At 37.5% G+C, this 25,575-nt stretch carries 17 protein-coding genes and 2 riboswitches; of the genes, 10 read left to right on the forward strand and 7 right to left on the reverse strand.

All coding sequences use genetic code 11. From position 1 onward, the window contains the following. Window positions 1–625: 625 nt before the first annotated feature. The 5 genes from HLX49_RS02290 to HLX49_RS02310 form a co-directional block, all read right to left on the reverse strand. The gene (locus tag HLX49_RS02290; protein ID WP_335726819.1) at window positions 626–2,404 is read right to left on the reverse strand and encodes a peptide-binding protein; all 1,779 of its coding nucleotides are present in this window, start codon (window positions 2,402–2,404) and stop codon (window positions 626–628) included. 406 nt (window positions 2,405–2,810) lie between these two features. Then, on the reverse strand, window positions 2,811–3,830 hold the full coding sequence (locus HLX49_RS02295) for an ABC transporter ATP-binding protein (protein WP_077702554.1): 1,020 nt from the start codon (window positions 3,828–3,830) through the stop codon (window positions 2,811–2,813). Then, window positions 3,790–4,818, reverse strand: coding sequence for an ABC transporter ATP-binding protein (locus HLX49_RS02300; RefSeq protein WP_077702555.1), 1,029 nt, complete (start codon window positions 4,816–4,818; stop codon window positions 3,790–3,792). The genes HLX49_RS02295 and HLX49_RS02300 overlap by 41 nt, the downstream gene beginning before the upstream one ends. 312 nt (window positions 4,819–5,130) lie before the next feature. After that, window positions 5,131–5,613, reverse strand: coding sequence for a hypothetical protein (locus tag HLX49_RS02305; protein ID WP_077702556.1), 483 nt, complete (start codon window positions 5,611–5,613; stop codon window positions 5,131–5,133). 9 nt (window positions 5,614–5,622) lie between these two features. After that, window positions 5,623–6,627, reverse strand: a complete 1,005-nt coding sequence (locus HLX49_RS02310) for a DUF3231 family protein (RefSeq protein ID WP_073011756.1) — start codon at window positions 6,625–6,627, stop codon at window positions 5,623–5,625. A 224-nt stretch (window positions 6,628–6,851) separates the two neighbouring features. Between HLX49_RS02310 and HLX49_RS02315 the strand changes: the two genes are divergently transcribed. The 9 genes from HLX49_RS02315 to guaA all read left to right on the forward strand — a co-directional run bounded on the left by HLX49_RS02315 (window position 6,852) and on the right by guaA (window position 20,262). Continuing rightward, window positions 6,852–8,393, forward strand: coding sequence for a spore germination protein (locus HLX49_RS02315; RefSeq protein WP_077702557.1), 1,542 nt, complete (start codon window positions 6,852–6,854; stop codon window positions 8,391–8,393). 3 nt (window positions 8,394–8,396) lie between these two features. Then, window positions 8,397–9,527, forward strand: coding sequence for a GerAB/ArcD/ProY family transporter (locus HLX49_RS02320; protein ID WP_296360691.1), 1,131 nt, complete (start codon window positions 8,397–8,399; stop codon window positions 9,525–9,527). Further along, entirely contained in the window at window positions 9,524–9,691 is a 168-nt protein-coding gene (locus HLX49_RS02325) for a hypothetical protein (RefSeq protein WP_164085455.1), read from the forward strand. The genes HLX49_RS02320 and HLX49_RS02325 overlap by 4 nt, the downstream gene beginning before the upstream one ends. Before the next feature lie 62 nt (window positions 9,692–9,753). Next, the gene (locus tag HLX49_RS02330) at window positions 9,754–11,259 is read left to right on the forward strand and encodes an amidase family protein (protein WP_296360692.1); all 1,506 of its coding nucleotides are present in this window, start codon (window positions 9,754–9,756) and stop codon (window positions 11,257–11,259) included. Between the two features lie 476 nt (window positions 11,260–11,735). Beyond that, entirely contained in the window at window positions 11,736–13,256 is a 1,521-nt protein-coding gene (locus HLX49_RS02335) for an AbgT family transporter (RefSeq protein WP_077702560.1), read from the forward strand. Between the two features lie 577 nt (window positions 13,257–13,833). Next, window positions 13,834–14,793 carry an AAA family ATPase gene (locus HLX49_RS02340; protein WP_296360693.1) on the forward strand — a complete coding sequence of 320 codons (960 nt, stop codon included), beginning with the start codon at window positions 13,834–13,836 and terminating at the stop codon, window positions 14,791–14,793. After that, window positions 14,793–16,052: a DUF58 domain-containing protein gene (locus HLX49_RS02345; protein ID WP_296360694.1), complete on the forward strand. Its 1,260-nt coding sequence runs from the start codon at window positions 14,793–14,795 to the stop codon at window positions 16,050–16,052. Before HLX49_RS02340 ends, HLX49_RS02345 begins: the two co-directional genes overlap by 1 nt. Then, on the forward strand, window positions 16,049–18,244 hold the full coding sequence (locus HLX49_RS02350; protein ID WP_296360695.1) for a transglutaminase TgpA family protein: 2,196 nt from the start codon (window positions 16,049–16,051) through the stop codon (window positions 18,242–18,244). The genes HLX49_RS02345 and HLX49_RS02350 overlap by 4 nt, the downstream gene beginning before the upstream one ends. A gap of 41 nt (window positions 18,245–18,285) precedes the next feature. Next, a riboswitch (purine riboswitch) is annotated at window positions 18,286–18,387 on the forward strand. 339 nt (window positions 18,388–18,726) lie between these two features. After that, window positions 18,727–20,262: a glutamine-hydrolyzing GMP synthase gene (guaA, locus tag HLX49_RS02355; RefSeq protein ID WP_296360696.1), complete on the forward strand. Its 1,536-nt coding sequence runs from the start codon at window positions 18,727–18,729 to the stop codon at window positions 20,260–20,262. Window positions 20,263–20,439: 177 nt separating this feature from the next. Here the strand turns inward: guaA and HLX49_RS02360 are convergent, their stop codons facing one another. Next, window positions 20,440–22,380 (reverse strand): heavy metal translocating P-type ATPase, encoded by a 1,941-nt coding sequence (locus HLX49_RS02360; protein ID WP_077702598.1) that lies wholly within the window; start codon window positions 22,378–22,380, stop codon window positions 20,440–20,442. 489 nt (window positions 22,381–22,869) lie between these two features. Continuing rightward, window positions 22,870–23,169 (reverse strand): ArsR/SmtB family transcription factor, encoded by a 300-nt coding sequence (locus HLX49_RS02365; RefSeq protein WP_077702599.1) that lies wholly within the window; start codon window positions 23,167–23,169, stop codon window positions 22,870–22,872. Window positions 23,170–23,601: 432 nt separating this feature from the next. Between HLX49_RS02365 and HLX49_RS02370 the strand changes: the two genes are divergently transcribed. Next, a complete protein-coding gene (locus HLX49_RS02370; RefSeq protein WP_296360697.1) occupies window positions 23,602–24,762 on the forward strand; it encodes a metal ABC transporter solute-binding protein, Zn/Mn family in 1,161 nt (386 codons plus the stop codon). A gap of 282 nt (window positions 24,763–25,044) precedes the next feature. Beyond that, window positions 25,045–25,144, forward strand: a riboswitch (purine riboswitch). Window positions 25,145–25,575 lie beyond the last annotated feature (431 nt).

Below are 25,575 nucleotides of genomic sequence, written 5' to 3' on the forward strand. Positions count from 1 at the left end.
CCAGGAGCTAACTGTGAAATACCAAATACAATCACTGTAAGGGCAAACAGCATTGGGATGAATATTAATATTCTACGGATAATATATTTGTACATGGTGCTCACCTTTTTACATGTTAATAAAATGAAATTGTTATTTCATTATAGAAAAGTACAGAAGAAAAACGATAGCTTTTGCATATAGAAAGGTATTAAGCTACGTTTTCTGAAGTAGTAGTTTGTGCTTTATCTCTTCTAAAAGTCAAGTAAATATAAATGTTTTTTTGCATTGGGCATTTAAATTACGCAAATTTAATTTGTCAGTTATTTTTCATCGTCATCATTTGATGATAAAGCACGGCTTGTTTTAAAAAAAGAGGCTGGAACAAACCTTAAACCTTGTACAGTAATGAAAGAGACGATCATTTATGTTACGGAAAAGTACACTGTTTTTTGTGGGCGTCAATGAGCCTCCGAAGTGACGCATTTCGAGGGCTCATCTACGCCTTACATCTTTTGTTACATATCGGAAAGTAGACAGTTTTAAGGTTTGTAATATAAGAAAACCGACAGCTTTCGTCATAAAGATTCGACGGTAAGCCAAGTATTTGTCCTAACCTCTTTATGTTTTCTTAGGTAGTTACTAATTACTCGGCTAACCACCAGTTTTCTGGTTCATTATTAAAGGAATATGGCATTGGATCTACACCATTTAACCGTTCGTTAAAGGCATAAATTTTATTTTGTGCATAGAGTAAGATAGCTGGTAAGTCTTCCGAGAAGGCTGCTTGCCATTCACTATATTTTTTAGCACGGTAATCTTGTTCAAATGCTTCAGGAGCTTGCATAGCTTCTTCCAATAATGTTTCTGACTGTTCATTGTTCCAACGCTGATAATTATAAGCAGCGTCTGCTCCCCATAGCCCTGAAGGATCTGGATCAGCACTTCCTAAACTCCAACCTAGAAGGAAAAGATCCCAATCAGAATTATCATTGGTTAGTTCTTCTACATAAGCGGTCATTTCTTTTGGCTGACGTAGGTCGATGTTTATTCCTACATCTTCTAAGAACTGTTCAATAATTGGTGCAGAGTCTTCACGTAGCTTATTTCCAGTTGGATAGTTTAAGTTGACCACCCATTCTTCTCCATCTGGTGTTTCTCTGAAGCCGTCATCATTTGTATCCTCATAGCCAGCTTCATCTAATAGTGATTTTGCTTTTTCTGGATCAAATTCAAATTTTGTTGTTGCTTCTTCATCGTAAGCCCAAAATTGTTGTGCTATTGGAGCATTAATTACGGAACCATGGCCATACAGTAAGTTATCAACAAGCGCCTTGCGGTCAATAGCATGTGCCATTGCTTGGCGAACCTTTAGTTCACCCATATCTTCATTTGGTACCCAGTTGTCCGGCTCAATAGCACCGGCTTCTACATCGGCATCTGTACGGTGATTAACTTTAAAGCCCATTAATTGATACCCGAAGTCAGGTTGTTCAATAATTTCTATATGTTCTAGTGCGTCAACTGTTTCGAAGTCAGGTGCTGGTACGCCATTAGGGTCAGCAATAAAGTCAATTTCTTCACTTTCTAGCAGACCCAACATGACAGACTGGTCAACCACACGCCACACAATTTGGTCTAAATATGGCTCGGATTTCCAGTAATCTGCGTTCTTTTCTAGCACGTATTGCTCACGCTCTAGCATTTCTGTAAATTTAAATGGTCCAGTACCGATTACCTCGCCAGCGTTTAAAGTTGCAGCGTGTTCAGGTATTTCAGCTATTGGGACATCTGCAAAAATATGCTCAGGAATAATGGAAAAAGAGACGTCTTTTAAAATCGTTACATTAGGCTCTGCGAATTTAAAAGTTACGGTGTAATCATCTTCAGCTACTACCCCTTCAAACTCATCCGTTTCTTCATTGTTGAACGCTTCATATCCAAGTAATCTTACAACGTATTCTGTACGAATCCCACCAGCTTCTACATAGCCAGGACTAGCTATTGCTTTGTACGTAAAAACGACATCATCCGCAGTGAATTCTTCGCCATCATGCCATTTTACGCCTTCCTCTAGTTGTAAAGTGATTTCTGTTTGGTCTTCATTAATTTCCCACTCTTTAGCTAATTCGGCTTCAAATTCTAATTCTTTTGTTTGCCCGACTAACGATTCGTGTGTAAAGTCAAGAATATTTGCCTCATAGGCTTCCTCGTAAAAGATTGGATTAAAGACTCCTGCTGGAGCTGTATCCATTGCCCCAGTCAAGGTGCCGCCTTTTTGAGGCTCGCCACTTGCTTCATCATCTTCTTTTGCTTGGCTTTCATTTCCTTCCTCTTCGGAGGTGTCATCACCATTACAAGCTACTAATACAAAACTAAAGAATAACATAAGTACGAAAAGTAACATCCATTTTTTGTTAAACACGCTTCAATTCCCCCTTATTATTTGAACAGATTTACACGCATTTTTTACTTTTTTTGCACTACAGGAAGATAAGAAAAACTCCAACTTTTGCCATAAAGATGTGACGATAAGCCATGATTTTCTTTTTCTGTGATGTTACCACCCCCTTCAAGGTTTGTTTAGAAGCGGAATAAAGGACGGATTATTCCGAAAAATAAAAATGTATGTAACATTTTATTTTAGAGTGAGAGATAGCGAGTAGTTGTACCATAAGAATGTGTTCTTCATTTTTGAAAAGTCTGCGTGTTTTTATCTCTGTTGCCAATGCCTTTTTATTCATTGATAACTTTACAGTTACAAGTATAAAACATCTCCTTGGCTTAGGAATTCAGTTTTCATGATTGATGATGTGCCAACGAGCCTCTCTTTATTCGTACAAATGGCATGCAACAAAATGCCCCTTCTCCATCTCGCTTAATGCTGGTATTTCGCTTATGCAACGGTCGTGTGCCATAGGGCAGCGTGTACGGAAAACACAACCAGATGGTGGATTCGCTGGACTTGGTAAATCACCACTAAGTTTAATTTTCTCTCTCTTTTCTCTTACATTTGTCGATGGCACAGATGATAGTAAAGCTTTTGTATATGGGTGAAGTGGGTTTTGGTAGAGTTGTTCTTTCGGTGCAAGCTCTGCAATACGTCCTAAATACATGACAGCTACACGATCACTAATATGTTTAACAACGCTGAGGTCATGCGCTATAAATAAGTAGGTAAGATGATATTCTTCCTGTAAGTCCGCCATTAAATTTAGCACTTGAGCTTGAATGGAAACATCGAGTGCTGACACTGGTTCATCACAGATAATGAATTTTGGGTTAAGTGCAAGCGCCCGTGCAATGCTAATTCGTTGACGCTGTCCTCCAGAAAATTCATGCGGATATTTTGCACGATCATTCGCTCGTAGACCGACTTTCTCTAGCAATTCAACACTCATTTGCTTACGTTCTGATTTAGAAACGGAAGTTTGCACGAGTAAAGGCTCTTCAATTAGCTCTCCGACACTCATTTTAGAATTAAGTGAAGCAAATGGATCCTGAAAAACAATTTGCATATGTTTTCGATATGCACGTAATTTCCGATTGTTTAAATGGGAAATGTCTTTGCCCTCAAATATGACTTCACCTTCTGTAGGCTCTAAAAGACGAAGTAACACACGCCCAAGTGTTGATTTACCAGAACCAGATTCTCCAACAAGACCAAGTGTTTCTCCTTTTTTTATGGATAAAGAAACATCGTCTACAGCTTTTACATGACCAATTGTATGTTTGAAAATACCACCTTTGATGGGGAAGTATTTTTTTATATGACTTGCTTGCATAATGGTTTCATTATTTTGCTCTTGTTCAGATTTTTTGTTCTGCAGTTGTTTTTGCTCGATTGTCATGAGAATGGCCTCCTCCTAATTCATAAAGATAACAGCGTGCTTTATGTGTGGGTGCTATGGATAATAGTTCAGGATTTGATTCTCTGCATTGATCCATTACATGCGGACAGCGGTCGGCAAAACGACATCCTTTAGGAAATAGATAGGCTGGAGGGACAGAACCTTTGATGGCACCGAGCCGTTTTACTTCTTTTTCTAAACTTGGTAAACTTTCTAATAGCCCAATGGTATAAGGGTGTTTCGTTTCTTCAAAAATAGCTTCGACAGTTGTTTCCTCAACGATTTGGCCACCATACATTACTAGTACACGATCTGCGTATTCGGCTACTACGCCAAGGTCATGCGTGACTAAAAGGATGGACATATTTAAACGTTCTTTCATTTCCATGAGCAGATCTAAAATTTGCGCTTGAATGGTTACATCTAAGGCTGTAGAAGGTTCATCAGCTATGAGGAGCTTTGGATCACAAGATATGGCCATAGCGATCATTGCTCTTTGTCTCATTCCACCCGATAATTGATGTGGATACTCGTTCATAACTTCTTTTGCTCTTGGAAATCCAACTAGGTTCAGTAATTCAATAGCTCTTTCCCGTGCAGCATGCTTGGACAGGCTTTTATGTTTTCGAATCGTTTCAACAATTTGACTCCCAATGGTATAGACTGGATTTAGTGCTGTCATCGGTTCTTGGAAAATCATTGCAATATCATTGCCACGTATTTTAGTCATCTGTTTACTGGATTTTGTTAATAAATTATCTCCTTCAAGGAAAATTGTTCCATCTACAATTTTTCCAGGCTTATTAATCAATTGCATAATCGAGAGGGAAGTGATACTTTTTCCACTCCCTGATTCGCCAACAATTGCCAAGGTTTCACCTTGATTTATTGTGAAATCTACACCATCTACTGCGCGAGCCACAAAATTATTTTCTAAGTAAAAATACGTTTTTAAATTGCTTACTTCTAATAATGGATTTTCCGTCATTCGCTTCACCTCTATGTAAAATCAATCTGAACCAGTAACATCTTAATTTGATTATACACTGATTATTAGAAAATTTACAATACTATTTTAAAATTAATATTCTATATATGCGAAAAAATCAAAATTATTTCTTTTTAAGATTTCATATGCTGGCTAATAGTATAAAGTATCGTATAGTAGTAGTTTTAATATTTATTTTTTCAATTATATAAATTATTTAAAAAGTAGGTGTGTATCTTAGCATTTTTAAACCCTCATTTCTTCCTGAAAACTTGGTGACAAGCCAAGTTTTTCTAAAAAAATGAGGGTTCGTTATTTTTTAGTATAAACTTTAAGTAAAATCCATTGAATGAAAGCCCCTATACTAAGTCCGATAGGCAAGAATAGCATTGGTAGCCACATGGGGCCAATTAAATATCCAAACACATGAAGTTTGGATGAAAAAATTAGCCCAATCGTGACAAAGTATGCAGAAAAAACTAGTGGTAGGTAAGCAAAAGGTCTTTCCCCTCCGCCAGCATCTTTGTAGGCGTCCCAGATGGCAAAAAAGTATAAACATGGATAAAACATCAGCCATAAATAATTGGTCCCTTCGATAGCTTCTTCAATCTTAAATTGAAAACTATAAATAATGACTTTATTAAAATTTCCCATAACATTAATGATAAATTCTAAGCCAATTAGTAATAGCCCCTTTACATACTTTTGATTTAATAATTGGCCAAATCCCGGCAAGGCAATACTCCATAGTATAGCTGCTAGTTTTTTACTTTTTTTGCTTAGGTTTGTATCCATATAGACAACCTATTCCACTAAGTCATTTCGATTAGCGGCCATGGGAGGTTGTTCGAGCCATCCATGACGGATAAGGATCTTCATACCTTCGTTGGCGTACTTTCCTACTTCTGCCATTAAACGTGCATATTGCACACTTAAATCATGTCTGGGGCTTCTAGACATAGAGACGCTATATTGTCCAATACTGGAAGCGATGAGGTTCGCAACGAAGGTCACCATGAGTCGATCGGAAAACGGAGCAGTTGTAGAATCCGTTACCTCTGAAGTTCTTAAAAGTGCTCCATCGGATAAGAAATCTTCATGAAGAATAGATGTAAACACTTCTAAATGCTTACCGGATATATCTCTTCCTTTTTGGAAGAATTTCTTCACTTCATTGGATTGAGCTACTTGACTAAACCCTGTAATCATAGCATGGCCTAAAGCATTGCGTTTAGAGTGAAAGACTAAGTTAGTTACTTCTATACCTAATAAAGGTCTGCGTTCACCGAGCCACCCAGTCATGTAATTTTTATCTTCTACAAATGTGATGGTTTCTGAATGAGGTATTCTTGGAGAACGAATGTATATTGCTTTTTCTTTCTCTAGTTCTTTTGCTTGTTTATTTAAAGAAATAGCAGCTTTTAAATTTTTAGCGTAGTAATCGTTGACATCTTTATGATCTGCGACGGAAAGAGCTAAACTGTATGTGTCTAACATAAAAAATGTCATATTAAAAATATACTCTAAATAAAGGGTGTCCGAGAATAGACGAGGTGCATTTAAATTGATATCTTCGTCTGTAAATCCTTTAGGTATATGAAAATTTGCTTTTTTAAATAGCTCTTCCATATGATGAATATTTCTTTCAATTAACTGTAATGTTTCTTGTAATATGTTTTGAATATCAGGGTCCTCTACATGTTGAAGAAAATGTTTCATGCCGTATTTTATAATCGTATCACTTTCGTAAGTGTCCCATAACGTTGAAATATCTGAAGCTGTAAAATAGTTCGTGTATAAATTATTCAATAATATAACTCCCTTCCTGTTCGATTTGTACTATGTTGTATACCACGTGAAAAAATAATCTCTCATTTCATTCAATCAGCATAATCATAAAAAACCGTTATTGAATAGCTCACTTTATCTATGTGACGTTTAGTTTTGTCAGATCCTAGAATTTTATACGGATGAATAAAAGGAGGATGTGATGGGCATAAGAAAAAGGAAGTTCATAAAAGGGATGTGATGGCATGGGAAGACGAGTAATAAAAAGAAACAATCAAAACACGCAAACAGATGCTAATAATTTCAATACATATTTGACATCTTCTTTAAAGGAGAATCTCGACAGTATTCAGAAAATGCTCGGAAACCCTGTTGATTTAGTCGTAAGGAACTTCTATTTGGCAAAGCACGCCTGTGCGATTATCTATATTGATGGACTGAGTAATAAACAGCAAATTGAAGAAAATGTTCTAAGGGAATTGGAGAGATTGGAGCAAAGTAATCAAACAGAAGAATTAAATACATCGAATTTATTAGCTATTATTCATGAACAATTAATTAGTATTTCTGGCATAAAAAATGTAGATACCATGGATAAATTATCACTTGGATTATTGTCAGGAAGCTCTGTACTTTTGCTTGACGGCGTGGAGCGTGTTTTGTTATTAGAGACCAAAGAATGGGAAAGTCGTGCGATACAGGAACCTGTGTCAGAAGCACTTATTCGTGGTCCAAGAGAAGGGTTTGTAGAAAACTTAAACACCAATATGGTGTTAATCAGAAGACAAATACGTGACCCTAATCTACATTTCAAAGAATATGACATAGGAAGAAGGTCAAAGAAAAAGCTTGTATTAGCTTATATATCTGGGATTATTCACCCAGAGTTATTAAAGGAAGTTAAAAAAAGGTTATCCTCCATTGACACAGATGATGCGATGGAATCGGGATATATTGAGCAATGGATTGAAGATAGTTTCTTGTCTCCTTTTCCACAAATATTTAATAGTGAACGACCTGATAAAGCAGCTTCTGCCCTCACAAAAGGTAAATTTATTATCTTGCTTGATGGAACCCCTTTTGTACTCATCGCACCTACAGAAATAGGTGGAGCATTTAAATCACCAGAAGATTATTACGAGCGTTGGTTAATTAGTTCATTGATAAGAGTGTTACGTTATTTAGCAGCTTTTATAACCATGTTCCTACCGGCTTTGTATATTGCTTTAGTTTCCTATCACCAAGGGATGATTCCATCCCAGTTAGCTTTTTCGATTGCGGCAACAAGGCAAGGTGTGCCATTTCCTGCTTTTGTTGAAGCTGTATTAATGGGAATTACCATGGAACTGTTAAGAGAAGCCGGTGCGCGATTACCAAAAACAATTGGGCAAACCATTGGTATTGTTGGAGGATTGGTTATTGGAGAAGCAGCTGTTTCAGCAGGTATTGTAAGTCCAATTATGGTTATTGTAGTCGCTTTAACGGCAGTGGCATCATTTACAATCCCCATGTATAGTGTCGCTATTTCCTTTCGAATGGTTCGATTCGGATTTATGGTAGCAGCGGCTTTTTTAGGCTTGTATGGTGTTATTCTTGCGTATATTATGGTCAACATTCACATTGTCAATTTAAAGAGCTTTGGCGTTCCTTATTCCACTCCTTATGCGCCGACGTTTTTTAACGATTGGAAGGACTTGGTTTTACGTATGCCAGCACCAATGTTAGGAAAAAGGCCGGAGTATTTACAAACGAAAGATAAAATTTCTGCAAATAACACGGAGGGATAAAAGATGCGCCAGTTTGAATATGCAGATGAGAAAATCAGTGATAATGAATTAATGATTGCCATTCCATCCGTTACAATTGGCGTAGGCGTTCTCAGTTTACCAAGTTTAATCGCAGAGAACACAATAGGGTCTGACGGATGGATTCCGATTCTTGGGGCCGGGATTTTGTTTGTTGCCATAACTTGGTTAATTGTAAAAGTTGCTTCGATGTATCCGAACCAGCCTTTTATAAGTTTTGCGTCCCTTTTAGTATCAAAGCCAATAGCTACTATACTAACTATTTTACTTGCTTTGCAAGGCGTTTTTATTACAGGTTTTGTTTTACGGATTATTGCTGATATCGCTAAAGAATATTTGTTTGATCGTACACCGTTAGAAGTGATTTCTCTTAGCTTTCTTCTTGTAGTATGCTACGCGGTTTCTGGGTCAAGAGCAGGTTTGTTTCGATTAAATATGATGTTTTTTCCGATCATTATTTTCATCATTGTTTTTGTCGGTATATTTTCTACTAATTGGTATGATGCCACCAATTTTCTACCAGTATTCCAAACGGATATCCAAGGATACGCAGGTGCTATGAAGAATAGCATATTTTCCTTAACCGGATTATTTATTTTATTTTTTTACACGTCGCTAGTACGTAAACCAGATAAAGCACCTAAAAAGGCAGCTTATGGTATGACAATGGTTCCTATATTTTATATATTTATTTATTTTATGTGTATAGGTGTGTTCGGCTATGCCGGAACAGCCAATGTCAATTATCCAATTATTGAAATTGCGAAAGAAATTGAAATACCCGGAGGGTTCTTTGAGAGGTTCGATTCTATTTTCTTTGTGATTTGGATGATGGCTGTTTTTAATACGGTCACAATGGCTTTTGATTCATCTTTATATGCTTTGAAGTCTGTTTTTAATCTAAAGAAAATGCACTATATATTAGTTTTAACGCCGATGTTGTTTTTTGTGGCAATGACCCCTGAAGATGTGATGGATGTCCAAAAATTCGGTGATTTTGTAAGTATATATGGGTTAGTAATTACTACACTAACAGCAGTCGTGTTGTTTATCATTGCATCTGTGAAAAAAAAGACCAGCTCCGAAGCTTCTAAAAGGAGGAACTCTAAATCATGAATTATTGGACAGAATATTTACCTGATTGGAGACAAATTTTCTATACAGGGATTGCGTTCATCATTCCGTTTTTGCTGTATAAAATAAATAAGAGATTACACCACTACGGTGATCCATCTTGGAAAAAAGATAGTGCAGATGAAACGCGGCTAGAAGAAGAGTAGCAATTTGGTAATAACTATTTATTAATGTTAGACTAATGGAAAATGGGTATTGAGGTGCAGTAGTGAAAACGAGCGAATTTAGAAACTATGATGCAGTGGATTTAGCTGATTTAGTAAAAAAAGGTGAGACGACTGAAGAAGAACTCTTGCAAGCTTCGTTAGAACAGCTTGCGCAAGTGAATCCAACTTTACATGCGGTTATTTCGGAACGTAAAGAAAAAGCGCTTCAAGAATGGAAAGATATTACGTATAATAGGCCGTTTCGTGGTGTGCCTGTTTTGCTAAAGAATACGGGACAACAATTAAAAGGGGAGCGGACGACTTCGGGTTCCAAGTTATTGAAACAGTATGCTCCCGTAGCAAAACAAGATTCTCATTTTGTGCGTGCTTTTCGTGATGCTGGTTTTCAATTTATTGGTCATACGAATACACCAGAGTTTGGCTTGAAAAATATTACGGAACCTGAAACAGATGGTCCAACTCGAAACCCTTGGAATGTGGCATATTCACCAGGCGGATCAAGTGGCGGTTCGGCAGCCGCGGTTGCAGCTGGCATTGTTCCGTTGGCAGGAGCTAGCGATGGCGGGGGGTCGATTCGCATACCTGCTTCTTTTACAGGGCTGTTCGGTTTAAAGCCGACGAGAGGGAGAACACCAGTAGGTCCGGGAGCAGGTCGCCAGTGGCACGGTGCTGCGATTGATTTTGTCTTATCAAGAAGTGTGCGAGATAGTGCGGCAATGCTGGATGTATTACAGACAAGTCAGCCTGAAGCTGCCTTTCAAGCACCGCTATATTTGGAAAGCTACTTGGAAACGATGAAGCAACCGCCAAAAGAAGAGCTTCGCATCGCTTATTCTGTTACATCGCCTGTCGGTACGCCTGTATCCAATGAAGCCAAAGAAGCGGTCATGAAAACTGTTCAATGGTTGGAGCGGCTAGGCTACCAAATCGAGGAAAATGACCCTCCTATTGATGGAAAGGAACTTATGCGAAACTATTATTTAATGAATAGTGGAGAAATCGCTACTGTCGGTATGCAGTTAGAGAAAATGATTGGAAGAAAGATTACTAGTGATGATGTGGAATTGGAAACATGGCTGTTGCATTGTGCTGGGCAGTCTGTATCAGCAGCTGCGTTTTCCTCCAGTATTGCTTCATGGGATGTGGCAGCAGCTGCAATGGCTGATTTTCATAAAAGCTATGATTTCTATATTACCCCTGCTACTGCTTTCACAGCACCTAAAGTCGGAGAATTATCGTGGGATAATATAGAGAAAAAACGGTGGATAACAAAAATGGAGAATGCCAAAGCAAATGAGAAACAAGAGATTATTTATGATATGTTTTTACCGAGTCTAACCTATACGCCATTTACTCAATTGGCTAATTTAACCGGACAGCCTGCTATGTCTCTACCACTTCATGTAACAAGTGAAAATATGCCTTTAGGCTTACAAGTTACGGCTAATAAGGGAGAAGAACATAGGTTATTACAATTAGCTTATCAATTGGAAGAAACTGACCTATGGCAAGGGATGAAAAGAAACCCATATTACAATCCTATGTAATAGGCGTGTGCATGATACAAATTTAACGTGAGTTTATTCCTCTTAAAAAGACCAGGTAATTTAGATTTTGTGTTACTTTTTAAGAGGGAGCTAGGCTCTTAGATGGTTAAACTTGTATGAGATCATGTACTTTTTCGAAGTTTGGAGAGATTAATGTCATAGATTTAGAAAAGGCATGCTTTTCTAATTTACTTTGATTTTAAATTAATTTTTTTAATCTTGTTAAAAATAACATTAGTAGTTTTTATTGTTTTCCTATTTTCAAGCGTAACAATCACATATATAATAAGTAGTATGCGTTTGCATTGTAATTACATTTTTCTAAATATTATATCACATGTAGACGTTTGGTTTGTTCACTAGCAATAAGTAGGAAATAAAGATTTTTTTGGTTCATAGGATAAGAAAAATAAAGGCTTTCGCCGTAATACTTGGCGACAAGAAAATTTTTGCTGATATTTGGAAAGGGGAAAAGTATGGGGAAGAAAAGAGGACTATTCCAACGCTCGTTGGATGGGGTAGAAGTGGTAGGTAATAAATTACCTCATCCTGTCACATTATTCGCAATATTGGCTTTAATGGTTTTGCTTTTGTCAGCAGCCTTGTCTCCGCTGGGTATTAGTGTTGAGCACCCAGGTGAAGAAGGAGAAATGGTTGAGATAAAAAATTTATTAAATGGCGAAGGAATCAACTATATATTTTCAAGTATGACGGATAACTTTATTGGCTTTGCCCCACTTGGCGTAGTCCTATTGACGATGCTTGGAATTGGAATTGCCGAAAGAGCAGGATTAATTAGCGCTATCTTGCGTGGGTTCGTGTTAGCGGTTCCCAATCGATTTATTACATTAGGTTTAGTATTTGCAGGGATCATGTCAAGTGTCGCTTCTGATGCTGGTTACGTCGTATTGCCACCGCTTGGAGCATTATTGTTTGCTGCTGTTGGTCGCCATCCATTAGCTGGGTTAGCTGCTGCTTTTGCAGGTGTCTCTGGGGGCTTTAGTGCGAACTTAGTGTTATCAGGGACAGATGCATTGTTAGGTGAGCTTACCATTGCAGCAGCTGCCATCGTTGACCCTGCTTATGCTGAAGGCATGAGTATAGCCATGAACTGGTGGTTTATTGGTGCATCTGTATTTGTATTAACACTTATTGGCGCATGGGTAACAGAACGAATTGTTGAACCGAGGTTAGGTACATACAAAGGAGAATACGAAGAAACAGTTGAAAAGCTAACAAGCCTAGAAAAGAAAGGTCTTATATGGGCGACGGTTTCTATAGTGGTGTCTCTTATTTTAGCAGTGCTACTCGTTGTTCCAGAAGGAGCTCCAATGCGTGGAACAGGAGAGCGACCAATTATTGAGTCGCCATTTATGGATTCCCTTGTACCAATTATTGCGATTTTATTCTTTATTCCGGGTCTTGTTTACGGTATTGTAACGAAGGCAGTGAAAAATGACAAGGATGTCGCTTATCAACTTTCCGACACAATGGCTTCCATGGGGATGTTCATTGTGCTAGCATTTACTGCTGGTCAATTTGTTGCTTATTTTAACGAGTCTAATATGGGATTAGTGTTAGGAGTTTATGGTGCGGACTTCTTGCAAAGTATTGATTTAACAGGTATCCCTTTAGTAATCGTGTTTATTATATTAGCAGGGTTTATCAATATCTTTATTGGAAGTGCCTCCGCAAAATGGGCGATGATGGCGCCGATTTTTGTGCCAATCATGATGCAATTAGGTTATTCACCAGAATTAACGCAGATGGCCTATCGTATTGCCGATTCATCAACAAATATTATTTCACCACTTATGACCTATTTTGCGATCATTATCGCTTTTGCACAAAAATATGATAAGAAAATGGGGATAGGTACACTTGTTTCAACCATGATTCCTTATTCTATTTTCTTTCTTATTGGATGGACAATTATGCTTGTTATTTGGATGTTAATCGGAGTTGAACTAGGCCCTGGTGCGCCAATTTCTTATTAATAAAGATGATCACTGATGTGACAATATGCCATGAAAAGAACCTCGTATTCAATCTAATTGGGTAGCGAGGTTCTATTTATTTGGAATTTAGTGGGAAGTTGTTGAATTGATAAGAAATTCGCTGAAATTCACATTTTTTCACGAGATCTTACTTACATTTTGAACTTCTTTCCTACCATGTGTAGTACATAAAAAAACTTGGCTTTGCTATAGGATAAACTCCAACATTTTTATATTGTTTGAAAGGTGTATGATAGTATCCTGTTCGTTTGCAAGCTATCGTATAAACTATGAATATGTGGATATACTAGAAATGGGAAATCTATGTGATGGAAGTATAGAATTTTAAATCTATTAGTATCTCCTTCTTTAGCTTGCACTATTTTTCTAGTATAGTTAGATTAGGGAGAAAGATGATGAAATAAATTTGGCTTATTGCCAATGTTAGGGCAATAACCGCCGTCGTTTGACTTACACTATAAATTCATCCTCTCTTATAGTGTAAAAAAAGAGGCATGAACATCATTATCGTAGGAAGAAATGGTTGTTATAATTTATATAGAAAGGGGCTTATTTTATGGAGAGTACAATGTCATATAATGTAAAAATAGAAAATGTTTTACAAAATATAAGAAAAGTAATGATCGGCAAAGAAGAACCTGCTGTTTTAAGTCTCGTTGCTTTATTAGCACAAGGGCATGTGCTATTAGAGGATGTACCAGGTGTTGGGAAAACCATGCTTGTAAAAACGTTGGCGAAGTCTTTAGATTGTGACTTTAGGAGAATACAATTTACCCCTGATTTATTACCTTCCGATGTTACAGGTGTATCCATTTTTAATCCAAAAACACTAGAGTTCGAATTTCGTGGTGGACCAATTCTCGGTAATATCATATTAGCAGATGAAATCAATCGAACTTCTCCAAAAACACAGTCCGCCCTGTTAGAAGCAATGGAAGAAAAACATGTCACTGTGGATGGTAATACGATTCCTCTAGCTCGTCCTTTTTTTGTCATGGCTACTCAAAATCCAATTGAATATGAAGGTACGTATCCATTGCCAGAAGCACAATTAGATCGATTTATTTTAAAATTAAACATGGGATATCCGACGTTTGTGGAGGAAATGGAAATGCTCACACGTACTTCGCAGGTGCATCCTATTGATTGTGTAGAAGCTGTGTTAACAAAACAAGAATTAGAACATATCCAAGATGAAGTAAAGCATGTGTATATCGATAAAAATGTGCAACATTATATTATTGATTTAGCAACAAGTACGAGAACACATCCGCAAATTTATTTAGGCGTCAGCCCAAGAGGGTCGATTGCTTTGATGAAAGCTGCAAAGGCATATGCCTTTATTTTAGGACGTGACTATGTTTTACCAGATGATGTGAAATATTTGGCTCCTTATGTTTTAGCACATCGAATCATCTTGCGCTCGGAAGCAAGGTATAGTGGAGAAACTGCTAGTGACGTTATTGCAATGATTATCGAACAAACTGAAATACCAATACGAAAGGAATTGCTTTAATGAAATACCGCTTTCGAATGATTGTAAGCAGTCTGTTTCTGATTACTATCCTCCTGCTGTTATTTTCGTATGCTATGTTTCAAGGCGGCTTTGTCAGTTGGTTTTTATTTTTTAGCTTTCTTCCTATATTGTTATACGAAGCAGTGATTTTACTATATCCAATTCGCAAATGGCAGGTTAGTAGAAAGCTTTCCCATTATGTAACCGACGCTGGTGGAGCGGTTACCGTAAAGGTTAAAATAAAACGTCGTTTACCATTTCCTTTATATTACTGCATCATAGAAGATATGTTAGCAGATTCATTGAAAAAGGTGGACAACGGTAAAGAAAAATATCAGTATATGCACCAAGCTGATCAACTGTTTATTGAACGGAGAATGAAACGGGTTCTGTTTCCAGGTTTTAAGCGAACATTTTCTTTTTCTTATCAGTTAGAACAAATTCCAAGAGGTATACATTCCTTTCAAAAGGTACGGATACGGACAGGAGATTTTTTTGGGCTTGTTAAAAAAGATCATATGTATGCTGTAAATGACTCGCTCGTTGTCTATCCAAATGCTCGCCGGCTCCTATTAGATGAACAAATGCGTAATCAGCAGGAAGGCAATGTACTCAGCTCATCGTTACGACTTAACAATGTCAATGTAGCGACAGGGATAAGGGAATATTTACCTGGAGATCGTGTGTCTTGGATTGACTGGAAGCAAACAGCAAGAAAAAATACGATGATGACAAAGGAGTTTGAGCAAGAAAGAGGAACGAGCAGAATCATTGTCCTAGAAGCTTGTAATATATCAAATCCGATTGTTTTTGAAGGAATGGTAGAAGTAACGTATGCTTTGCTTACTCATTTTAAGAAACAATCGGTGGAATCTGGATTACTTACCGTCGGAAAAGACACAAGTTTTTTTGCATCTATACATGCGCAAGGAGACTTTAATCGATTAATAGAACATATAACAAAACTACAGCCAAGTAAAAATGACATGTTTTCAATGGGCATTCAGAACCAATGGTCGAAGCTCGTTAGCGGGGGTACCCTTTTATTCGTTGTAGGAAATATGGATAAACCGTTCGTAGAGATGATGAAAAAGGTGAGACAAAGAGCGAAACATATATGCATTTTGTTTATTCAGCCTGCGCAACAACATACCCTTTCGGCTCCGTTTGTTCGTCAGTTACAAGCTTTTGGAGTAGATGTATTTGAAATGACAGAGCGTGAATTAATGAAAAACCCGTTAGAGGTGAAAAAAATATGAGTACGCAAAAGTCGAGTCCTGTTACTTTTTATACGTTGATTCTTTATATTTGCGGATTCATTTTATTTCTAGAATGGTTCTACCCATTGCAAGAAGTGACGGATACGACAAATATTAGTATGTTTATGCTTTACGGCGTTCTATGCTTTCTTCTTTCTTTTATGCAGGTTAGATGGTGGCTGTCGTTTATCTTGAAGGGGGCAGCATTACTATTCGTGGTAAATAGTCTATTTTTTACGACGAGTTTTTTAAACCCGTTATGGATAGGAGAGTTATTGCAAGATAGTATCTTAAATACGCAAGCATTGTTTAACAGAACATGGTATGAGTTCACGCCATTGTTTCGTAGTACGATGTTTCTTATTTTAATCTGGTTAATGAGCTACTTACTACATTATTGGTTTGTCATTAGAAAACGTGTCTTTATGTTCGTATTTCTGACGATTGCTTATTTGGCAGTGTTAGACACATTTACAGTTTATGATGGTACTGCTGCAATCATTAGATCCTTCATTATATCTTTGCTTGCTTTAGGGTTAGCCCACTTTATGAGAGAGATGGATCGAGAAGCGCTTCGTTTTACATTAGCTAAGAAATCTGCGGTTTGGTTGCTGCCATTAGTTGCGATTGTTTTATTTTCTTCAGCTGTTGGGTTAGCTGCACCAAAATTTTCTCCTCAATGGCCTGATCCCGTACCGTTTATTCAAAGCAGTGCAGAAAATGCAGGCTTCTCTGGAGAAGGAAATGGCGGAATTCAAAAGGTTGGCTACGGAGAAGATGACAGTAGATTAGGAGGTTCTTTCGTACAAGATTATACACCAGTATTTGAAGCGGAGGCCGATGAAGAACATTACTGGCGTGTAGAGACAAAAGATGTGTATACAGGAAAAGGATGGGAAAAGAGTCATGATTCTGCTTATACAGAATTGGGTAAAATACCACCAATGTTTCAAGAAAATGTTAATCTAGAAACAAAGAAAGCTACGATCGAATTTCAAGGTGATGAAGCACTTGATAAGCTCGTTTATCCGTACGGTTTCGATCATGTAGAGGCACCTGAAGGGGAGCCGTATTTTGATATGTCTTCGGAAGCAATTCAGTTAATGGATGATGCCAATGATCCGATTACATTAGAAAATTATACGGTTGATTATGGCTATCCTACTTTTCAAATTGAAGCTTTGCAACAAGCTTCCAGTTCAGATAACTCTATGGAAGCATATACGCAAATTCCAGAGACGCTTCCAGATCGAGTAATTGAATTGGCAAAAGATATTACTGCTGAAGAAGAGACGCAGTACGATAAAGCAAAGGCGATTGAAAGCTACTTCTCCAGCACCGATTTTACGTATCAAACGACAGATGTTCCTGTGCCTGAAGCAAACGAAGATTATGTGGATCAATTTTTATTCGATTCTAAGGCAGGATATTGTGATAATTTTTCCACCTCGATGGTTGTCATGTTACGTTCGCTGGATATTCCTGCAAGATGGGCGAAAGGATTTACCGGTGGTGAATTAGTGGGTGCGGGAAGTGAAAAAAACACCTATGAAATAACTAATTCCAATGCGCATTCATGGGTAGAAGTCTATTTTCCTGGTTCAGGATGGGTTCCATTTGAACCAACAAAGGGATTCTCGAATTTATCCGACTTTCAGAATGAGCCTATAAGTGGAGAAACGCAGCAACAAGATTCCTTGCAACAGTCAGAACAGGAGACAGAGGATGAGGAGCAGTCGGAAGAAACAACGCCTGAGGAGGAAAAAGAAGAGGAGTCCGAAGTCGCATCAGCTGCTGCATCTAACTCGGGCCCAACTACAATGGAGTGGATGTTACCAACCGCTATCGGTATCGCGCTTTTACTCATTGTCTTCATTCTTGTTTACAGAAGGAGGCTTCACTTGCAATCTAAATGGGTACGTCGTAAGTTTACAAAAGATAATAATTTTGAAAATCAACAGGAGGCGTATCACTTTTTGATGAAAGTGTTACAAAAACAAGGGGAGGCAAAACGCCCTGGGGAAACGTTACGAGAGTATGCAATGAAGATTGATAAAAAGTATGAAACGACAGATATGCAGAAGCTTACGGAGCATTATGAACGGCTCATTTACAGAGATGACGATAAGCATGTTTCTAAAACAGAGGTGGCGCAATTATGGCAAAATTTAATAAAACGAATATTGTCTTGACCAGCATTCGTTTTGTTATGTAGAATAAGAACATAACGTAACAAGAATAATTGTTTGCCGTTCGTATATCCTCGACAATATGGGTCGAAAGTATCTACCAGAGCACCGTAAATGCTTTGACTATGAAGGCAGAACTTCCAATACAGCTGGATTCTGCCTTTTTGCATGTTGTTGTCGCAAAAAGTAAGGATGCAGCTTTTTGTTTTTGCTCCTGCTTTGCTTTTCTTGCGCGGAAAAGTATAAAACGTTTAGGTTTATCGTTTAAGCAAAACGACGGCATTTCATCTCCAGAAAATTTGACGGTAGTCAAGTTTTTCTAATGAGGGGTTGCCACAGGAGAAGGTTTTTTTCAAATGATGAACAGGACAGGTAGAGGTGTGTCTGCTTACTAGTTTGTAGGGGAGCAGGCTAGTGATTATGCAGTAATTGTTTTAGAGGAACTTATAGTAAGTGGGATTATTTTATAGATAGGAGTAACGTACATGAAGACAAATGAAATGATTTTAGTATTGGATTTTGGTAGCCAATACAATCAATTAATTACACGACGCATCAGAGAATTTGGCGTGTATAGTGAGTTGCACTCTCATAAGTTAACAGCTCAAGAGATTAAGGAAATAAACCCGACAGGTATTATTCTTTCTGGAGGGCCACATAGCGTATATGATGAAAATAGCTTCCGCTGTGACTCGGCAATTTTTGATTTAGGTATCCCAGTATTAGGAATTTGCTACGGCATGCAATTAATGGCCTTACATTTTGACGGTAAAGTAGAAAAGGCTAAAAACCGTGAATACGGAAAAGCGGAAATGGACGTTCAAGGAGAACCAACACTCTTTGCAGGTACACCGAAGCAGCAAACTGTATGGATGAGTCATGGGGATAAAGTGGTAGAAGCTCCAGCATCTTTCCAAGTGGATGCAACCAGTCCTTCGACACCTATTGCAGCTATTAGTAATCAGGAACAGGGGCTGTATGGTGTACAGTACCATCCGGAGGTACGTCATTCCGAGTACGGAAATGATGTGTTAAAGCAGTTTGTCTTTGCGGTGTGTGGCAGTAAGGGTGACTGGACGATCGAGAATTTCATTGACTTGGAAGTGAAGAAAATCCAAGAAAAAGTCGGTGACCGAAACGTATTATGTGCTTTAAGTGGCGGCGTTGATTCCTCTGTTGTTGCAGCACTTATTCATAAAGCAATTGGTGATCAGTTAACTTGTATTTTTGTCGATCACGGGTTGCTTCGTAAAAATGAAGCTGATGATGTGATGAAAGTATTTGCGGATGATTTTCATATGAATATTATTAAGATTGATGCTAAGGATCGTTTCTTAACGAAATTAAAAGGTGTCGACGATCCAGAGAAGAAGCGTAAGATTATCGGAAATGAATTTATTTACGTATTCGATGATGAAGCGGCGAAGCTTAAAAATATGGACTTTCTAGCGCAAGGAACGCTCTACACAGATATTATTGAAAGTGGTACAGAAACAGCTCAGACGATAAAATCACATCATAATGTTGGTGGACTTCCTGAAAATATGCAGTTTGAATTAATCGAGCCGTTAAACACATTGTTTAAAGATGAAGTTCGTGAATTAGGAACACAGCTAGGTATACCTGAGCGTATCGTTTGGCGCCAGCCTTTCCCTGGTCCAGGGCTTGCTATTCGTGTACTAGGGGAAGTAACGGAAGAAAAATTAGAGATTGTTCGTGAATCCGATGCAATTCTACGTGAGGAAATTGCGAAAGCTGGACTAGATAGAGATATTTGGCAATACTTTACGGTGTTACCGAATATTCGCAGTGTCGGTGTCATGGGAGATGCTCGCACGTATGATTATACGATTGGTATTCGTGCGGTAACGTCCATTGATGGTATGACTTCCGATTGGGCGCGTATCCCTTGGGACGTCTTGGAGAAAATCTCAACCCGTCTCGTGAACGATGTAGCTCATATTAACCGTGTAGTGTATGATGTAACGAGCAAGCCACCTGCTACGATTGAGTGGGAATAGTAGGAGGAGAGCTAGAAACCTTTTCGTATCAAGGGTTTTTGGCTCTCTTTGATTTTTCATTGCACACCGTAAAATGAACAACATCAACAGTATATTTAGAAAAAAAACCGTCAACCAATGCATAATATGCAGTTGAAGACAGTTCAATGTGATTTATATCTATGCTTCTGTTGTTTGTCAGTCCGTAAGTAATACATTATTTTTGGAGCGCAATAAGCGAAGTCCATTTAAAATGACGACTAAAGTACTGCCTTCATGGATGATGACACTAATTGCGATATCCGTTAATCCAAGAAAACTCACCACAACTAAAAAGGCAACAACTGACATGGAAAATATAATGTTTTGCCAAATCACCCGGTTCATTTTTCTAGAAATGCGGTGAGCATTTACGAGTTTCGATAGATCGTTTTTCATTAAAGCTAAATCAGATACTTCTACTGCAACATCCGTCCCATCGCCCATCGCAATACCAACATCGGCGTTAACTAAAGCAGGTGCATCATTCACACCGTCACCAACCATACCGACAACTCCATAGTTTTCTTTCTGCGAGTTAATGATGTTCGCTTTATCATCTGGCATAACATTCGCAATGACTTCATCTATACCTAGCTTTTTCGCAACGGCTTTACCTGTCATTTCAGAATCACCCGTAATAAGAGTGGTGTGGATATGGAGGCTTTTGAAGTAATCAATTGTTTTTTTCGCTTCTTTATTAGGAATATCCATTAAAGCAATAATCCCAATTACTTTTTCATTTTCAGCTACATATACCACTGTCTTACCTTCAGAGGCCCATTCATCATTTAAATCAGCGATGTCATTTGGTACATTATGAAAAGAAGTTGGTTTCCCAATGCGATAATTATTTTGATTATAATCTCCGGTTAACCCTTTACCAATTTGATTTGTGATGTCAATGTCTAGTTTATTTTGAGCAGTAAATTTATCTAAAATTGCGTTAGCTAAAGGGTGGTTAGATCCTCTTTCTAGAGCAACTACAATATCAATGATGTATGTTCCATCTATGGAGTCTGAGAAGAAGTAATTGGTAACTTGCGGTTTTCCTCTTGTTAAAGTGCCTGTTTTATCAAAAGCGATGGCATTAATATTTGCGAGTTGTGAGAGATAAGACGCTCCTTTTGAAAGTACACCACGTTTGGCGAGGTTTGACGTAGCGGACAGTGTGACTGACACAGTTGCAGCAGCAAGTGCACACGGTGCCGATGCTACTAATAAGACAAGTCCTCGATAGGTACTTTCATACCATGACCAATCCAATAGGAATGGTGCCATTACTATAACTAACAGTATGGCAATTAAAACGAAATTAACATACTTTGGCTCGAATTTTTGAATAATACTAGCAGCTTTTGTTTGATTACTTTGGTTTTGATTTACGAGTTGCAGAATTTTTGAGAAAACCGTGTCTTTCTCTTCTTTTGTTACTTCCATAGTGAAAGTTCCTGTTCCGTTGATGGTACTGCCAAATACTTCGTCACCTTTTGACTTTTCTTTAGGTATACTTTCACCATTTATGGATGATTCATCAATAGAAGTGCTACCAGATAATATTTTTCCATCAATAGGTACTTGATCCCCATTTAATACTTGTAAACGGTCTCCAACTTTTAAGTCGCTAACTTCAACGAAGGTGGTATTCCCACTATCATCCATTAATCGCGCAGTGGTTGGGTTCATTTCAAGTAATTTGGTGATTTCTCTTTTACTCCGTCCTTCAGCATAATCTTCTAGAAAATGCGCACCAGAGAAAATAAGAATCAATAATGTCCCTTCCCAAAATTCGCCCAATAAGGATGCACCTAAAGCAGCTAACCCCATGAGGATGTGGGAATTCGGTGTAAATCTTCTTTTATGTTTCGTATTTTCAATTGTCTCACCGATACCTTCAATAATAACGACATGGTACCCTGCGATGATTGTCGCAATCGAAAAAAGAATATTTTGCAGCAATAGATAATCATCGTTTAGAAATAAAGCGATAATTGCCACGATCAAGCCAATAAAATAAAGAATAATTGGTGCTTTCCCATGATCATGATCGTGATTGTGGCTGTGTTCATCGTTATGATGATGTGCGTGATTTTTTTTCATTTAAAATCCCTCCTTCTGCCTCTCATTAAAAATAAATCAATCGTTTTTTGCATAAATAATTTTAGATCGTTGAAGGTACATTCATATGATTGTTCATTCATATGAATGTAATTACATATTAACATATGCACGAATCATGTCAATACATATTTATAAAAAAACCTTATACGATAATCAAATATCGTATAAGGGAGGGTCCTTCATGGTTAAATTTTATTTTTGAATAGTTTTTTGGTGATTTTTTATAGCGTAAGAAAGCATAGGCCTAATATAACAACGTGACAGAATAAGCCACGTCGGACTCGAGCGCCCAGTAACTAGGCGACTTCACTAATCGCCTTAAGATAGGTCATCATCGGTTCGTGCCACTAAAACAGGGGGTGTGCCGCCAACGTCAGCATTTCCCTGTTTTTAGTGGCTTGATTTGATTCCTAAATCTTCTCATGCTATGTTGCTAACCGGGCACTTGCGCTTTTACCAAGCTTACAATTATTCAGTATCCGTATCTTCTTTGATATGAGCGAATACTTGATCTAAAATTTCATAAATGTGATTATCGTCTGGAAAATAAACGACTGATTTTCCTTCTCTTCTTGATTGGATTAATCGATGGTCTTTTAATATTTTTAATTGATGGGAAGCATTTGATTGTTCAATACCAATATGGTTTACAATGGTTGAAACATTAGCTTCTGCTTTAGAAAGTAAATGAAGTATAGAGAGCCTTGTTTCGTCTCCTAAGATTTTAAACAAACGAGCAGAGTTGTGGATCATTTCTTTATCGTCCATGGTTATATCCCTTCTTATCATACATAATATGGATTATATTTTTTATACTATCATGTTTGAAAAAATAATAGAAATAATGAACTACACATTGTTTCCTCTTCTTCATATTAATCATCTTCCGGGATATGCTGGAAGAATAGAGTAGGGAGTAGTAACACAATGCATAAAAAAAGCTTCTCATTTAGAAGAATAACGTATCAAACCCCACTTATCATGGGGCAGGAAGAAGCATAATAATAATAAAGTCTATCATATACAAAATGGAAAAGCCAATGTTGCATTGTTGTATATAAGAGTTTAAGAGAGAAGCAATATATGATCCAGTAGCATTGGGATATTAACTTGTATAAAAAAAATAAATCGTAATAATTACTATTTACAAATCGAAATCATTACGATATAATCACTAATGAATTTAAAGGAGGAGAAAAAATGTTCAAAAAGTATAAAGGTGTATTCATTTTATTTTTGCTAATTTTCGTAATAACTGCATGTTCCCAAGGCGAGGAAGCCAAAAAAAGTAAAGCAAGTGACGACTCCAAGAGTTCAGATAAAGATATAACTTTGTTTACTACTGTGTACCCTCTTCAGTATTTTGCTGAACAAATTGCAGGGGATGAAGCTATCGTAGAATCCATTTTACCGCCGGGGTCAAATCCTCATAATTATGAACCAAGCTCAAAAGAAATAGTACAAATTGCTGAAGCAGATGCTTTTATCTATAACGGAGCAGGCTTAGAACCTTATGCCAAACAAATCTCAGATACGATACAATCGGAAGACATAAAAATAGTGGAAGCTTCAAAAGGGATAGATTTTATAGAGCATGCTCACGAACATGGGGAAGAAGATAGTCATGCTCATGACCATGAAGGTGATGCAGAAGAAAGCAATCATGACCATGAAAGTGATGAAGGTAGTAATCATGCGCATGAGGGGGAAGATGACCACACTGATGAAGACGAACATGCTGGACATGACCATGGGGATAAAGATCCGCATGTTTGGTTAGATCCAATCCGTTCTATCCAGTTAGCTGAGAAGATAAAGGATGTGCTTGTAGAACTTCAACCTGATTCTAAAGAGACATTTAATAGAAACTTTTCTGAGCTAAAAGGAAAACTTGAAAACCTAGATAAAGCGTTTCGAGACAAACTTCAGGATTTACCAGGAAATGAGATTATTGTATCGCATGCTGCTTACGGATATTGGGAGCATTCTTATCATCTTAAGCAAATTCCTATATCTGGCTTAAGTCAAACAAATGAGCCGTCGCAAAAAGAGTTGAAAAATATTGTAGAAACTGCGGAGAACCATGGATTGAAATATGTGTTCTTTGAGCAGAATGTAACGCCTAAAGTAGCAGATGTTGTTCGCGAGGAAGTGAATGCAGAAGCTTTACGTATCCATAATTTATCTGTTTTAACAGAAGAAGATTTAGAGAAGGATGAAGACTACTTTACGCTTATGCAATCTAATTTAGAGGCTTTAACAAAAGCATTATCGGACCCTACGGCAGTTTCTGATGAACCTGGCAAAGTGGAAGAGAACGAACATGAGCATCACGATCATAGTCATGCTCATGATGAATAAACGGTAAGAGCAATGATTACTTATTATGAAGACAGATAGTTGCAAGAATCTACATTCTCTCTTTGCAATAGAAAACTATAGTATTCTATGGCATACAGTAGAAGAAAAATTAAAATAAAGTTTCCGCCATAGACTTGACGATATGCCTAGTTTTTTATAATTAAATAATATATTAAGAAAGGAAATTTTACATTAAACAATACGTTTTTCGAACAAAAAACAAAAAAAACAAGATAATGTTCGTGTTTGGTTGACATGTGTCGGAAAAAATCGTATGATAATCCTGTGTTAATTAAATAGAGGCGTATAATTTGAGGATATGGCTCAAAGTTTCTACCAGACTGCCGTAAATAGTCTGACTACGCAAGAGATATATGTGATCACAGGATAAGCAAATGGATGGTTCTATTTGAATATCTCTGTGAATGAAACAAGCTCTTGGGTGCAGACCTGAGGGCTTTTTTCGTTTTCATGTCTATTTTATGCCTATTTATTGGATTAAAGTCAATGGAGCCTTATCAAATGGAATTTAACTTCACACTAGTTTATCACGGATAGAAGGTGCTGTAAGGCTATTATTTCAAGAATGGAAAGCTACAAACTGAACAAATCTAAATGGAAGAAAGTAGCGCTTAAGTCCCCTTTTTTCGTAAGAGGTCTATAGGTCATATCTAAGAGGTACTAGCACTCAGTGGAGGATAAAATAAACCTCACTAATTCAAGACTCACTTTATGGAAACTTTATCTAGTAGCAACAAGGTAATCAACTTAACGTATTGCGCAGTTGGCATTACTACAACAATTGCTTGCAGT

Source organism: Virgibacillus sp., assembly GCF_013393565.1.
Lineage (GTDB): Bacteria > Bacillota > Bacilli > Bacillales > Amphibacillaceae > Virgibacillus > Virgibacillus dokdonensis.